This window comes from Nocardia sp. SYP-A9097 (assembly GCF_009649815.1).
Taxonomy (GTDB): Bacteria; Actinomycetota; Actinomycetes; order Mycobacteriales; family Mycobacteriaceae; genus Nocardia.
The window spans coordinates 53,677-67,645 of sequence record NZ_WJIC01000021.1; the positions used below are offsets into that span (position 1 = coordinate 53,677).

Consider the following 13,969-nt stretch of genomic DNA (forward strand, 5'->3'; position numbering starts at 1 on the left):
TCCTGCGGTCACTCCGCCATCACACAGGTATCCATCAGTGCTGCAGGGCCTGGCGGCGGGCGCGCCGCTCCCGCTGGCGTTCGGGGTCCGCGACGAGCGAGGACAGCAGTAGTTCGCCGGTGAAGCGGTGTGCGGGTTCGGACGTCACTTGCGCGCAGGAGCCGAACTCCAGCAATCGGCCCTGTTTCATCACCGCCACCCGGTGGCTGATGTGCCGCACCACCGCGAGGTCATGTGCGACGAACAGGTACGCGACGCCGGTGCGTTCTTGAATCTCGATGAGCAGGGCCAGGATTCGATCCCGCGTCGACAGATCCAGTGCGGATACCGCTTCATCGCAGATCACCAATTCCGGATCCAGTGCCAGCGCGCGGGCGATGGCGACCCGCTGACGCTGACCACCGGAGAACTCGCGTGCGTAGCGGTCCGCGGCATCACCGGGCAGGCCGACCTGGTCGAGCAGGGCGGTGACACGAGCACGCGCCCGGCCGCGCGGAACACCCGCGGCGCGCAATGGCTCGCCGAGGATATCGGCCACGCTCATCGTCGGGTTGAGCGAGCTGTACGGATCCTGGAACACCACCTGAATGCGGGACGCCAGCGGCCGCCGCTGCGCCCGGCGCAAATGCTGGATCTCGGTGCCGGCGAAGCGGATTGCCCCACCCGCCACCGGTGTCAAACCCAGTACGGCCCGGCCGACGGTTGTCTTGCCCGAACCGGATTCGCCGACGAGTCCCACGGTTTCGCCGCGGCGGATGTCCAGGCTCACTCCGTCGACCGCGGTGAACGGTGCGGTGCGGCGGCCCCGGCCCGGGAACCGGACCACCAGATCTTCGATCTCCAGCAAACTCATTGCTTCGCACCGGCCTTCTCGCTCGCCACGCCGGTGTACGCGGCGCGGACATGATCTTCATCCGGCACGGCGGCCAGCAACTCGCGCGAGTACTCATGTGCCGGATTGCCGAAAAACTCACTCACCGAACCGGTTTCGACAATCTCACCGGAACGCATGACGGCGACATCATCACAGAGGTCGGCGACGACACCGAGATCATGGGTCACCAGCAGGACCGACATGGACAACTCCGCGCGCAATTCGCGCAGTAGATCCAGGATCTCGCTCTGCACCGTGACATCGAGCGCCGTCGTGGGTTCGTCGGCGATCAGGATGCGCGGTTCGGTGGAGATCGCGCCCGCGATCAACACCCGTTGCGCCATACCGCCGGATATCTGATGCGGATAGCACCGCATCACCCGATCCGGATCCGCGATTCCCGTGCGGTTCAGCAGCTCCGCCGCACGGGCACGAGCCGCGCGGCGGTTCACACCACGTGCGCGCAGCGGCTCGGTCAACTGATAGCCGATGGTGAAGGCGGGATCGAGATTGGACATGGGCTCCTGCGGCACATAGGCGATGGATTCGCGCACCGCGCGCTCACGCCGGCCCGGCGGGAGCGTGCTGAGATCCACTCCGTCCAGCCAGATCTCCCCGGACAGCAGCCGAGCCTGCCTCGGCAGCAAACCGAGCACCGCGAAGGCGGTTTGGGTTTTCCCCGAACCCGATTCGCCGACCAAACCCATGATTCGGCCCTCGCGCAGTGCGAGTGTCGCACCGCGAACCACCTCGACCGGCTCGGAATCACCGGTGGGATAACCGATTCGAAGATCACGCAGGCACAGCACCGCATCGGACTCGGGTGGCTCAACGGGAGCGGCCGGGGCGACGACGCGGGGGATCCGGACAGCTTCGGGCGCGGGTGCGGCCCGGGTATCGCTGTGCTGCAACGCATCCCGGAGCCCGTTGCCGAGCAGAAACAGCGCCGTCACGGTCAGGGACAACGCCAGTCCCGGCCACAGGAACAGCAGCCGATTCTGATACAGGGCATTGAACCCCTCGCTCAACATGCCGCCCCAGGTGATGACGGACGCACTGCCGAGACCGATGAAGTCGAGGCCGGTCTGGACCGTGATCGCGACGGCGGACAGCACGGTCAGCATCAGCAGTAGCGGCCCGCGCACCACGCCGAGCACATGCCGGGCGATGATGCGGGCATCGTGCAGCCCGGCGACCTTGGCGGCATCGATGTAGAGCTCCGACCGGATCGCGTTGACCTGCGCGCGGATCAACCGGAACACCCCCGGCGTCATCATCGTGCCCAGCGCGCCCATGGTGATCCACGTCGAATTGCCAAGTCCGGCAATGATTGCCATCAGCACCAGGAGTGCGGGCAACGACAGGATCAGACTGGACAACCAGTCCAACACCAGGTCGATCCGGCCGCCGTAATACCCCGCAATCAGCCCGGACGGCACGCCGAGCGCAATCGCGACGCCGAGCGCTATCGCCGCGCTCAACAGGGTCGATTTGGTCCCGACCACCAGCCGGATGAAGACGTCGCGCCCACCGTTGTCGGTGCCGAGTAGATGTCCGGGGCTCCCCGGCGGCGCGTTGAGATCGCGCAGGTTCGCATCGAGTGGACCGTGTGGATCGACCCAGCCGATGACAATGGCGGCGATGAACGCGACCAGCACCACCGCGAGCAGGATCAGACCCGTCGCGGCGAGCGGGTTGGTCAGGACCGCACGCAGCCGGGTGGGTCGCGCGGTCCGGCCGGGCGGGGTGTGTTCACTCATATCGTGCGTGCCTTCGGGGTCAGCCACAGCTGGGCCAGATCGGTCAGAAGATTGACGAGGACGACCATTCCCGCGGTCAGGACCACCAGGCCCATGAGCACCGGACGGTCACCGGAGAGCGTGGAATTCACCGCGAGGGTGCCGAGTCCGGGCATAGCGAAGACCTTCTCCACCATGAAGGAACCGCCGAGCATGGCGACCGCACCCAGCGACAATGCGGTCAACCACGGAGGAGCGGCATTGCGTAATGCGTGCCGCCACAACAGCGCTCGCGTCGAGATTCCGCGCGAGCGCAGGGTGCGCATGTAGTCGGTGTCCAGCACGTCGAGCAGTGCGCCGCGACCTTGCAGCAGCGCCCCGGAGACACCCGAGAGCGACACCGCGAGAACCGGCAACACCATGCCCGACAACCATCGCCCGGGCGAAACGCTCAGCGGCACATAGCCGAGCACCGGAAAGACCTGCCAGTGCACCGCGAACAGGGTGAGCAGCAGCAGCGCCAGCAGATAGCCCGGCACCGCGTGCCCGGCCAGCGAGATCAGCTGGACGGCCCGGTCGGCCCGGCCGCGCCCGGTGGCCGCCAGCACGGCGAGCACCAGGCTCGAGACCGCGACCACGAACAGGCTCAATCCCATCAGGCTCATACTGACCGGAAGATGGGTCGACAGCTCCCGGCCGACCGGCTGATTGCTCATATACGACCGGCCCAGGTCACCGTGGAACAGCCCACCGGCCCAGTCGGCGTACTGGACGAGCATCGGACGGTCCACTCCGAGTTGGTGATTCGCGGCGGCGACCGACTCCTGCGAGGCCCCCGGACCGAGGATGCTGCGGCCGGGATCGGTGCCGCCCAGGCTGGTCAGGAAGAACGCGAGGGTGGTGACCGCGGCGAGTAGGAACAGCGCCGACACCGCGCGCTTCAACAGCAGTACAGGCACGCGATCAGCTCCCCGCGCGCTGGAACCGGACCAGGTCGGGATAGCCGCGCTCCTGCTGTTCGATCCGCACCCCGGCGACGGACGCCCACACCGTTTCCGCGCCGAAGATGGGCGCGAACCAGGCGCTCTGCACCAGCCGGCGGTTGACCGCCTGGAACGCGGCATCCTGCGCCGAACCCGGTTCGGCATGCTGGGCGGTCGAAATCAGTGCTGTGAGTTCGGGATCGGTGGCGTGGAAGGGGTTCCAGGTCGCCGCGGGCAGCACCGACAATTGGAGATCCTCCCAGGAGGATTTCATGCCGAGCTGCATGAAGAACATCGGGAACCGGCCCGAGGTCATCGAGGTCAAAAGCTGTTGGGGCGGAACCTTTTCCCAGGTGACGGTGATCCCGATGGTGCCGAGTTGCATATCGAGCGCGGTATTGAGCGCCGGGCTCCCGGTGAAGGAAGTCATATCCGGCATGGTCACCGCGAACCCGCCGGGATAGCCCGCACGTGTCATGAGCTCCTTGGCCTTGGCGATGTCATGCGGGTAGGCCGAGTTGAGTGTCTCCTCGTACGCACCGGAGCCGGGGGCGAAGATCTGCGTGGTCGCGGGCGGATTCCCGGGCGCGAGCGTACGGAACAGATCGCGATCGACGACCATATTGATCGCCTGGCGAACCTCCGGTTTACCCAGCGCGGGCTGTACGGTGCCGGCGCGATCGGCCAGCACCAAACCGTTCCACCCGCTGGCCATCTGGATGGTCGACAATCCGGCCGCCTTCAGCTTCGCCGCATCGGTCGAGACGAACGATCCCGTGTCCAGCCGTCCGGTGGTGAGTCCATTGCGGATCGTATTCGGATCGCTCAGCGCGACCAGTTCGAGGCGATCGAACGGGTACAGCGAACCGTCGGGGTAGGCGCTGTTGCGACGAAATATGACCGTGCCCGGTTGTGAGTCGGCGGGGTCGTACAGATATGGACCGGAACCGACTGGGGCCCGGTCGAATCCGCCCTTGGACAGTGCGTCGGGGGAGACCATGGCCCCGAGTGCCGACCCGAGGTTCGGCAGTAGCGCGGGGTCGGGGGCCGACAGGTGCAGGATCAGTTGATCCGGCCGGGCCGCGTCGATTCCGGTGATGCTCTCGCCCATGGCGCTGTTCGGCCCCGGCGTCGAGGTGAACCGGGAGAGATTGGCTTTGGCGGCATTCGCGTCGAAGGCCGCGCCGTCACTGAACCGAATGTCTTTCCGGAGATTGAGGGTCAGCGTCGTGTGCGCCGCGTCGTAGCTGTACGCCGCCGCCAGTCCCGGGATGATGTTCCGGTCGGCATCTTGGCGTAGCAGGGTGTCGTACACGGCCTGCCAGTACGGTTTTCCGGGTCCGATATCGAATTTGACCGGATCGAAGCTGCCGATCGGCGAGGCGGTCGCCATGGTCAGGGTGTCGTCCGGGACGCCGCCCGGCGTGGACCCGCCGCAGCCGGCCAGCGGCGTCACGGCCAGCACTACCGCGGTCGCGACGGCGAAGATTCGGGATTTACGCAACGTTGCACTCTCCTCGAGGTCGGGTCCTCGGCTTGTTCGGAACAGCAGGCCGATCAATCGGTAGGCTTGCTCGGAGCGGAATCTCCGGGTCGATCCAACCGGCAGGGGAATTATGTACATACACATTGTTAGATGTGAAGAAAATCGGGATAATTTATGCAATCCATAGATTCCTGGGAATCTATGGATTGCCGAACTGTGAACAGCCCCGCCGTGCTCGCTACCTGGCGGGCTGCGGTCTCGGAGCGGACTGGTTGATGGTGGTGAAGTACTGCACCGCGGCCATTACCGCGACCGGCGCGGTGATCAGCAGCGTGCCCGCGAGGGCGCCGAGCGCGCCCACCGCCATCACCCCGCCGAGACAGCCGATGGCCGCCGCGGGCAGGAAACCTCCGAACAGGCCGATAATGGCCGCGGCCGCGATCGTGGCCCCCGCGATCCCGCCGAGCAGACAGCCGACGGCGGCGCCGCCGAGACTGCCGACGATGGTGCCGATACCCGCGCCGAGTTGGATGGTCGAGCCCATCCGCGCCCACGCGGCCTGCTCGCGCTCGTACTCGGTGCGCCAGGGAGCCTGGTCCTCGTACGGCAGCGCGACCGGACGGTAGCTGGCGTGCTCGGTGTCGAACTGCGGGGTCAGGGTGGCGGTGCGGTCGGCGATCTCGGCCTTGATCGGGAAGACGAAATCGTCTACGCGGAAGGACAATTCGGTGCCGGCCAGCACGGTGCCGTCGGCGGCCTTGATCTTCAGCACGCCGTCCTGCACCGCGAGCGAACCGCTGTCGGTGGTGATGACGGTGGAGTGCTCGCCGGGCGCGGCGGTGTAATTGACCGCGCCGGGGCTCGAATCCGGTGTGGCACTGGAGGTTCCGGTGGTAGCGCTGATCGCCGCGGCCAGCATTATGGCCGTGGTGGTGATCCTTCTCATCTATTCGGTCTTTCGTTTTCAGTAGTGCCGTACCGGCGCTACTGTGAAAACCAGGCGTCTGGCAGGACGTCCCTGGAAATGAAATGTGTTCGTCCGTAAGGCGGATGGGTTCCGCCGGGCATCACAGGTGTGTCGTCTCGTCCTCCTCGGAGTCGTTCGATGTGGGCGTGGCGGCCGCAGTGGTGGTGCGCACGGGCGGTCGGTCGGGGTGCTCGGCCTCGAGCCGGGCCAAAGTGATGCGCAGCCAGGCGATATGGCCGGCGGTGGACGCGTAGCCGTGCTCGTGGGCCATGAGGTGGACCTCGCTTGCCCAGTCGCTGTTCAACTCCGGTATTTGCGGGTCGTGGAACGACTGGCCGGTGGCGATCGGCGAGAGATTGTCGTGTTCGAGCCGGTACGCGAGTTCGGTGCGCAGGATGTCGATCGCGATGTCCCGGCCGAGCTGACCGGCGAAGAGGAAACGCAGCTTGAAATCTCGGTCCATGGGACGTGGTGCGGGCTTGAATGGGGATCGCGCCCAGGCGAGCAGTTCGGCGTGGCCCGCCGCGGTCATGCGGTACACCTTGGCGTCCGGGCGGCCTTCGCGCGGATCGATATCGAACTCGACCAGACCGCGCTCGACCAGTGCGCTGAGTCGTCGGTAGATCTGCGGTAGTTGGACGCCGGAGCCGACATAGCGGCCCTGACGCTCCATCCACCAGCGCAGGTCGTAGCCGGAGTGGCGGCCGTGGGAAAACCTGCTGCACAATCAGAGACCCGGGCCAGCAGGCCCAGAATCACATAGTCGAGCTGCATCGGTCTCCTGAATAGCTTGTGGGCACGCCGCCTGGATGCGGCAGCTGCACCTCCGGGGAACGCGGGTCCCGGTCGAACGGGATGACATCGGAGGTCTCGACCATCCAGCGCACCATCGCCTCGTGCATACGCTCTTGCACGTCGGCGTACTCCGGTTGCCCCGCCAGGTTGATCAGTTCGTGGGGGTCCGTGCGCCGGTCGTACAGTTCGGGCTGTTCGTACAGCCGCCACACGTACGTCCAGTCCCGGTCGCGCACCGCGACCGTCCGGCCGACGAGAGTCGGATCCGTATGCTGCAGTTCGCCTTTGCGGTCGTAGGGGAACGGGGGCGTCTCCAGCTGTGGTTCCTCCTCGATGGTGAAACCGCCTTCGGTGAAGGCGAATTCGCGATTCGGGAGCGCGGGATCGTGCAGCTGTGGCAGCAGGCTGCGGCCGAAGTGCCGGTGCGGTGCGGGCACGCCCGCAAGTTCCAGCACGGTCGGCAGCACATCGATGAGTTCGACCATGGCGGAACAGGTTCCGCCGCCGGGGAGCCCGCCGCCGATGACGAGCGGGTCGCGGGTGATGCACTCGTGCATGGCGGTCGGCCATTTCTCGATCAGCCCATAGTCGCCGAGATACTCGCCGTGGTCGGCGAAGAACAGCGTGACGGTGTCCTCCGCCGCGCCCGCCCGCTCGACCGCGGCGGTAATCCGGCCCAGTTGGTCGTCCAAGCGTTCGATCATCCCGTAGTAGGTGGCTTTGATCTCGCGCCAGTGCGCGGCGGTCACTTCGCCGATCTCGTAGGTCTCGCGGATGGCCCGCATGAAACGCGGTTCACCGGCCGGGTCGCCGGCGGGAACGGGATCGGCCATGGCGGCACGGTCGTGGCGGGAGAACCACGGTTCCTGGGCTTGGAACGGGCAGTGCGGCGCGACCAGTGGCAGGAACAGCACCCACGGCTGATCGGGTGGATTCTGCAGCCATTGTTCGGCGGTGCGGATCAGGGCTTCGTCCGCGTCGACGGGGTCGTCGCCGGTTATTCTCCCGCGGTAGAAGAGCCGGGACCACATGCCTTCGGGATAGTCGCCGTCGTAGCCCATGTTCGGCGGGACCGAGAAGCCGTACTCGTGCACGCTCAGCTCGGTCATACCCGGCGCGAAGGTGTCTCCGCGCCTGCCCGGCCAGGTGACGTGATAGCCCGAATCCTTCAGAATCCGAAGCAGATTCGGCTCATCGGACCGGAGCAGATGGGTGAGCGTCCGGTGCCCGGCCGTGTGCGGATACCAGCCCGTCAACAGCGATGCCCGGCTCGGTGAGCACACCGGATGCTGCACAAAGGCATTCGTGAAGCGGGTACCCGTGGCGGCCAGCGCGTCGATATGCGGGGTGTCGATCACGGTGTTACCGAATGCGCCTACGGCGTCGGCCCGGAGTTGATCGGGAATGAAGAACACGAAATTCGGGCGTCGCGTCACTGGAATCCTTTGCGTCCGGCGGATTGTCGAACAATCCGCTCGGCGTGGCCGGCCGCAGCCGACCGCGCTGCGGGGTCGGGTAGTCGGAGCGTGCGGCCTAGCGGGCCGGCCGGGGGCCGATGATCGAGGCGCGCTCCATAATTCGGATATTGGGCCAGTAGTCGCTCGACGCGTAGTGCTGTACGGCGCGGTTGTCCCAGAAGGCGATGGTGTCGGGTTCCCAGCGCAGCCGGCACTGGTGTTCGGGGTAGTCGGCCTGACGGCAGAGTCGGTCCAGCAGTGCGCGCCCGGCCTCGGGGTCCATGCCCGCGATCTCCTCGACGAAGATCCGGTTGACGAACAGGTGCTTTCGCCCGGTGTCCGCGTGGGTGCAGACGATCGGGTGGCGCACCGGCGGATGCTGGGCGCGCATCGCATCGCGCTGTTCGGCGGGCACGGTGTGGCCGAAGGCGCGGGTGAAGTCGTGTACCGCGTCCAGGTCGGCGATGAGGTCCTTGGTCTCCTCGTCGAGCGCTTCGTAGGCGGCGTACATATCCGAGAAGAGGGTGTCGCCACCGGCGGGCGGTACCGAAAGAGCGTGCAGGACAGCGCCTTTGATGGCCGCTCGCGCCGGGTGACGTCGTGGTGCCAGGAATTCTCGAATCCCGCTACCTGCGCGCTCTTCTCGAAGCGGACCAGTTCGGGCTGACCGGTATTGGACGGAATGAACGGATGGATCTCGAGGTCTCCGAACCGCCGGGCGAAGGCCACGTGCTGGTCGGGGGTCAGCTTCTGGTTGCGGAAGAACAGCACCTTGTAATCGAGCAGGGCTTGCCGCACTTCGGCCGCCACCTCGTCGGTGAGGGGCTGGGTGAGATCGATGCCGTAGACCTCCGCGCCGAGCGTGGTTCCGGCCTGGATGACTTCGAAGTGTTCCCAACGCAATTGGGCCAGCCGGTCGCGCTCGGCCGCGATGTGCGTGAACGGTCCGGTGATCAGTGGATACCCCGGCAGTGGTACGGGATGGACCCCGATGTCGGCGGCCGGGTCCTGCTTGGCAATTACGGTGTTGTCGCTCATCGCGCGCCTCCTTGGCGTCCGGATTGCGGAATCCAGTCGATCGATCACGGCTGGGTGAGGTGTGCGGCCGGAGCGCGCCGCGAGGCTGAGAACAGTGCACGTATATGTTCACGAGAACTGACGAAGACAATCGTTCGAAAGGAGCGAGGTGTCAAGAGCCAAAGTCGACGCGCGTCAAAAACCGGTCTATCCGCTGAATATGCCGCGCGATGGTGTGCCGCGGCGGTAGTGTGCTTGGCGCAATCTATGCATTGCTATGTGTGTAGGAATATAGATTTCACGTTCTGGTCGTCAGTCGGTGATCGAGTCGGGCGCTGCTGATCCCACACGTGCGGCCCGGAGAGGAGCGTTGATCAGGTTTGGTGGCGGGCTCAGCCCACTGGCAGAGCCGAACGGCGGACTGCGAGTTCGGCGTACAGCGCGGCACCGTCGGCGAGCGCCGATTCGTCGAATACGGCCAGCGGGGAGTGGTTCATCGAAGCCTTGTCGGCATCGATGCCCGCCGGCACTGTGGCCGATAGGCTGCGCGCGGACTACCGCGTCGCCACCATCGAGCACATCACCGGCGAGGGCGACCTGTCGCTCACCGTGTTCGCGCCGAATCTGGCGGAGTTGTCGTCCTATGTGCTGACCTCGCTGGGCTCCATCCGTGGAGTGTGTGATTGCCAGACCCACGTGCTGACAGCGGTCTATACCGAGGGCAGCCGTTGGCGGCTGCGTGCCCTGAACGCTTCGCAGCGCGACCGCATCCTCGCCTCGCGGCCGCCGGCCCAGCCGAAAGCCGGCGGCCCGCTCGGTGCTGTCGACCAAAGACTTTATGCCGCAATGGAACTCGATACCCGCGCCGGTTTCGTTGAACTGGCCGAGGCGGCCGGGGTTAGTATCTCGACCGTGCGCCGGCGGGTGAACGTCATGCTCGCCGGTGGGCGCATCGTGACTCGCTGCGAGGTCGCGCAGCCGGTGTCGGGGTGGCCGATCAGCGCGTCACTGCGGTGCCGGGTGCGTCCCGCGGATCTGGATCGCGTCGCCACGCAAGTGGCCCGCTTATCCGAGACCCGTTCGTGCTCATCGGTTACCGGCGGCAGGGCGAATCTGCTGCTGTCGGTGTGGCTGCGGTCGGCCGCCGATATCCACCGGCTCGAGGCTTCGCTCGCCGATCAAGTCCACGATCTGGAGATACTGGATGTGGCGCTGTCCCTGTGGCATGTCAAACGTATGGGACGACTCCTCGATGAGCACGGCCGTGCCGTCGGTGTCGTCCCGCTGGTCGCTCATGAGACCTCGGCTGCGGATGACTCATAAGTTCATGAGAATCTAGTCGGACTCGTTCCCGTCGCCGCCGAGTCGTGTTAGAAAGGGACGTTCGCAGCTAGATTGAGTATGCTGCACAACTCATATATTCACATGAATATAGCCAGAGGTCCTGCTGGTGTTCAGTGACCGATCCGAAGGGATAGCCAATGCGAGCAATCATGGTGATGTTCGACAGCTTGAACAGGCACCTGCTGCCGCCGTACGGCGGTGACTGGACACACGCTCCGAACTTCGCGCGACTCGCGGAACGCACCACCACTTTCGACAACTGCTGGGCCGGATCGATGCCGTGTATGCCGGCGCGTCGCGAAATCCACACCGGCAGGCACAATTTCCTGCATCGCAGCTGGGGCCCGCTGGAACCCTTCGACGACTCCATGCCGGAATTGCTGAAACAGGCGGGCGTCTACACCCATCTCGCCAGCGATCACCCGCACTACTGGGAGGACGGCGGCGCGACCTATCACCCCCGCTACAACAGTTGGGAGTTCTTCCGCGGCCAGGAGGGCGATCCGTGGAAAGGTCAGGTGGCCGATCCGGAGATCCCCGAGGACCTCAAGCGGATGCGGCATACGAGCTACCGGCAGGACTGGGTGAACCGGCAATACATGGACACCGAGGCCAGGCATCCGCAGACAGTGACATTCGACGCGGGAATCGAATTCCTGCACACGAATTCGAGCCAGGACCGCTGGTTCGTGCAGATCGAGACCTTCGACCCGCACGAACCGTTCTACAGCCACAAGCAGTACAAGGACCTGTACCCGCACGACTACGACGGCCCGCACTTCGACTGGCCGGACTACAAGCGGGTGACCGAAACACCGGATCAGGTGCGGCACGCGCGCTTCGAATACGCTGCGCTGCTTTCGATGTGCGACCACTCGCTGGGCCGAGTGCTGGACATCATGGACGAGCACGATATGTGGCAGGACACGATGCTGATCGTGAACACCGACCACGGGCTGCTGCTCGGTGAGAAGAGCTGGTGGGGCAAATCGGTAATGCCCTGGTACAACGAACTCGTTCATCTGCCGCTGTTCGTCTGGGATCCGCGCGCCGCCGACGCCGCGGGGCAGCGGCGCGAATCATTGGTGCAGACCATCGATTTGGCCCCGACGCTGCTGGAGTTCTTCGGTGTCGACCGCACCGGCGATATGCAGGGGATACCGCTGCCGGTCGCCGCGGACACCTCCGCCCGGGAAGCGGGCCTGTTCGGGATCCACGGCGGGCACGTCAATATCACCGACGGCCGCTATGTCTATATGCGCGCACCGGTTTCGGCGGAGAATCAGCCGCTCGAGGAATTCACGCTCATGCCGACGCATATGCGTACCCGATTCGGTGTCGACGAACTCGCGGATTTGACGCTGGCCGAGCCTTTCACCTTCACCAAAGGTGTTCGGACACTGCGCATCTCCGGTCGCACGCTGATGAACGCCTATCAATTCGGCACACTGTTGTTCGATCTGGTCGCCGATCCCGAACAACTCGACCCGATCCAGGACGATGCGGTCGAGCTGCGCATGGCCGGGTTGATGGCCGACCTGATGCGTGAAAACGATGCGCCCGCGAGTCAATTCGAACGGCTCGGACTTCCTGTCACCGGTCCGGTCACCGAAGCGCACCTGCTGGTGAGTACGCAGCGCGCGATGTCCGTTCAGAATATCGAGCCGCTGCCCCGGCCCGAGGACTTCGCGGGCGGCGGTGTGGCGCTGCTGACTCCGGTGCGCGCATTGCTCGCCGATCCGGTGATCGGCGCGGTATTGCACCGGCATCTGCCGATTCTGGGTGATACCGAGGTATTGCAGATGATCGGCGACGCCGGTCTGCTCGATATCGCCGCGGTCGCACGTGGGGCTGTCCCGGTGGCGAAGCTGCATGCGATCGCGAACGAATTGGCCACTCTCACAACGGAAGTAAAGAGCCCGCTGTCGTCACCGCAATGATCATCGCGACCGTGGTCACCACACGGGCGGTGACCACGATCGGCCGCACGGCTGTCCCGGTGCGCCCCGCACGCAGCTCCCGATTGCGCCGAAATCCGATGACCGACAACACGATCAGCGCCATCGTCGCGGCCGATACCGCCACGGCTGACACTGTCGAGCCGGTGATGACGGCTTGGTGGGCGAGTAAAAATACCGCGGTGCAACAGGAAGCGATGGTGCGCCGCCAAGCCGGGGCGGTGCGCTCGGTCACCAGTCCACTGTCACGCGTCACTTTCGGATCGAGCTACGGCGGCCGTATCCGAATGGTCTGGGCCCGCCTCGGCTATATACATTCGAACATAACACCATGATTGAAGGGAATGACGGTAGCAGTGGACCCGATACAGTCGCCGAGTTGTTGTGCGCCCTCGCGCGCGGCAGGTGTTACTCCTGTAACCGGCATGCTCTTTGCAATCGCGCCATCGACCACCAGTGCCTCGGCAGCCGATACCGAGGGTATGGTCGCACTGCCCGGCGGCGAATTCCTGATGGGCAACGCGCACGACGACGGGTACCGATCCGATGGGGAGGGGCCGGTGCGGCGCGTCCGGTTGGACCCGTTCCACCTCGATGCCCGCGCGGTCGACAATCAGCGATTCGCGGCCTTTGTCGCCGCGACCGGATACCGCACCGAAGCCGAGCGTCTGGGCTGGTCATACGTTTTCGCGGGTTTCCTGCCCGCCGATATTCGCCGACGATCGCAGCGGCCCGACCGCACCCCGTGGTGGTGTGCGGTCGAGGGTGCGGTCTGGGATCACCCGGAGGGGCCGGGCAGTGCGCTGGATGACCGTGAGAATCATCCGGCGGTGCACGTGTCCTGGAACGATGCCCGCGCCTATTGTGACTGGGCGGGCAAAAGGCTTCCGACGGAAGCGGAGTGGGAGTACGCCGCGCGCGGTGGTATGACCGGGGCGCGCTACCCGTGGGGTGATGAGCTCGACCCCGAGGGTGAATACCGGTGCAATATCTGGCGCGGCAGCTTCCCTGCCAAGAACACCGCGGCCGACGGCCACCGGGGCACCGCCCCCGTGGATGCCTTCGCGCCCAATGGGTTCGGCCTCTACAACATGACCGGCAATGTGTGGGAGTGGTGTGCGGACTGGTGGGGGACCGGCCATGGCGCGGACCTGGCGATCAACCCGGTGGGTCCGGCTGCCGGTGACGCCAAGCTGATTCGCGGCGGTTCGCACATGTGTCATGACTCGTACTGTTTCCGCTATCGGGTATCGGCCCGCTCGGCCAATACCCCCGACAGTTCGAGTGCGCACACCGGCTTCCGCTGCGCTCTTTCGGCTGCCGGCACGTCCTGACTCTTGACACATCGA

At 65.5% G+C, this 13,969-nt stretch carries 12 protein-coding genes and 1 pseudogene; 3 read left to right on the top strand and 10 right to left on the bottom strand.

All coding sequences use genetic code 11. The features are described from left to right. Positions 1–34 precede the first annotated feature (34 nt). The 9 genes and pseudogenes from GFY24_RS30435 to GFY24_RS30475 form a co-directional block, all read right to left on the bottom strand. Positions 35–853 carry a dipeptide/oligopeptide/nickel ABC transporter ATP-binding protein gene (locus tag GFY24_RS30435; protein WP_153808558.1) on the bottom strand — a complete coding sequence of 273 codons (819 nt, stop codon included), beginning with the start codon at positions 851–853 and terminating at the stop codon, positions 35–37. Beyond that, positions 850–2,634, bottom strand: a complete 1,785-nt coding sequence (locus GFY24_RS30440) for a dipeptide/oligopeptide/nickel ABC transporter permease/ATP-binding protein (protein ID WP_153808559.1) — start codon at positions 2,632–2,634, stop codon at positions 850–852. The genes GFY24_RS30435 and GFY24_RS30440 overlap by 4 nt, the downstream gene beginning before the upstream one ends. Next, entirely contained in the window at positions 2,631–3,572 is a 942-nt protein-coding gene (locus GFY24_RS30445; protein WP_194853076.1) for an ABC transporter permease, read from the bottom strand. Before GFY24_RS30445 ends, GFY24_RS30440 begins: the two co-directional genes overlap by 4 nt. 4 nt (positions 3,573–3,576) lie before the next feature. Beyond that, positions 3,577–5,100, bottom strand: a complete 1,524-nt coding sequence (locus GFY24_RS30450) for an ABC transporter substrate-binding protein (protein WP_194853077.1) — start codon at positions 5,098–5,100, stop codon at positions 3,577–3,579. Positions 5,101–5,320: 220 nt separating this feature from the next. After that, entirely contained in the window at positions 5,321–6,028 is a 708-nt protein-coding gene (locus GFY24_RS30455; RefSeq protein WP_153808562.1) for a hypothetical protein, read from the bottom strand. Between the two features lie 121 nt (positions 6,029–6,149). Beyond that, positions 6,150–6,776: a PadR family transcriptional regulator gene (locus tag GFY24_RS30460; RefSeq protein WP_153808563.1), complete on the bottom strand. Its 627-nt coding sequence runs from the start codon at positions 6,774–6,776 to the stop codon at positions 6,150–6,152. Between the two features lie 28 nt (positions 6,777–6,804). Beyond that, on the bottom strand, positions 6,805–8,280 hold the full coding sequence (locus GFY24_RS30465; RefSeq protein WP_309231538.1) for a sulfatase-like hydrolase/transferase: 1,476 nt from the start codon (positions 8,278–8,280) through the stop codon (positions 6,805–6,807). Between the two features lie 97 nt (positions 8,281–8,377). After that, a pseudogene (locus GFY24_RS43855) lies at positions 8,378–9,339 on the bottom strand (TauD/TfdA dioxygenase family protein). 371 nt (positions 9,340–9,710) lie between these two features. Then, the gene (locus tag GFY24_RS30475; RefSeq protein WP_228566790.1) at positions 9,711–9,848 is read right to left on the bottom strand and encodes a hypothetical protein; all 138 of its coding nucleotides are present in this window, start codon (positions 9,846–9,848) and stop codon (positions 9,711–9,713) included. Here GFY24_RS30475 and GFY24_RS30480 point away from each other — a divergent pair. Both GFY24_RS30480 and GFY24_RS30485 read left to right on the top strand, forming a co-directional pair. Continuing rightward, a complete protein-coding gene (locus GFY24_RS30480) occupies positions 9,835–10,641 on the top strand; it encodes an Lrp/AsnC ligand binding domain-containing protein (protein ID WP_153808564.1) in 807 nt (268 codons plus the stop codon). The genes GFY24_RS30475 and GFY24_RS30480 overlap by 14 nt on opposite strands. A gap of 158 nt (positions 10,642–10,799) precedes the next feature. Continuing rightward, positions 10,800–12,602: a sulfatase gene (locus tag GFY24_RS30485; protein WP_153808565.1), complete on the top strand. Its 1,803-nt coding sequence runs from the start codon at positions 10,800–10,802 to the stop codon at positions 12,600–12,602. Here GFY24_RS30485 and GFY24_RS30490 read toward each other — a convergent pair. Beyond that, entirely contained in the window at positions 12,562–12,855 is a 294-nt protein-coding gene (locus GFY24_RS30490) for a hypothetical protein (RefSeq protein WP_153808566.1), read from the bottom strand. The two genes, GFY24_RS30485 and GFY24_RS30490, sit on opposite strands and share 41 nt — an antisense overlap. Positions 12,856–13,045: 190 nt before the next feature. Here GFY24_RS30490 and GFY24_RS30495 point away from each other — a divergent pair, with 190 nt between their 5' ends. Then, positions 13,046–13,954, top strand: coding sequence for a formylglycine-generating enzyme family protein (locus tag GFY24_RS30495; RefSeq protein WP_153808567.1), 909 nt, complete (start codon positions 13,046–13,048; stop codon positions 13,952–13,954). Positions 13,955–13,969 lie beyond the last annotated feature (15 nt).

Excerpts from the sequence above, each read along its gene's own strand:
- GFY24_RS30495 (WP_153808567.1), top strand. The coding sequence starts at position 13,046 with ATGCTCTTTGCAATCGCGCCATCGACCACCAGTGCCTCGGCAGCCGAT.
- GFY24_RS30485 (WP_153808565.1), top strand. The coding sequence starts at position 10,800 with ATGCGAGCAATCATGGTGATGTTCGACAGCTTGAACAGGCACCTGCTG.
- GFY24_RS30435 (WP_153808558.1), bottom strand. The coding sequence starts at position 853 with ATGAGTTTGCTGGAGATCGAAGATCTGGTGGTCCGGTTCCCGGGCCGG.
- GFY24_RS30480 (WP_153808564.1), top strand. The coding sequence starts at position 9,835 with ATGCCCGCCGGCACTGTGGCCGATAGGCTGCGCGCGGACTACCGCGTC.
- GFY24_RS30440 (WP_153808559.1), bottom strand. The coding sequence starts at position 2,634 with ATGAGTGAACACACCCCGCCCGGCCGGACCGCGCGACCCACCCGGCTG.
- GFY24_RS30455 (WP_153808562.1), bottom strand. The coding sequence starts at position 6,028 with ATGAGAAGGATCACCACCACGGCCATAATGCTGGCCGCGGCGATCAGC.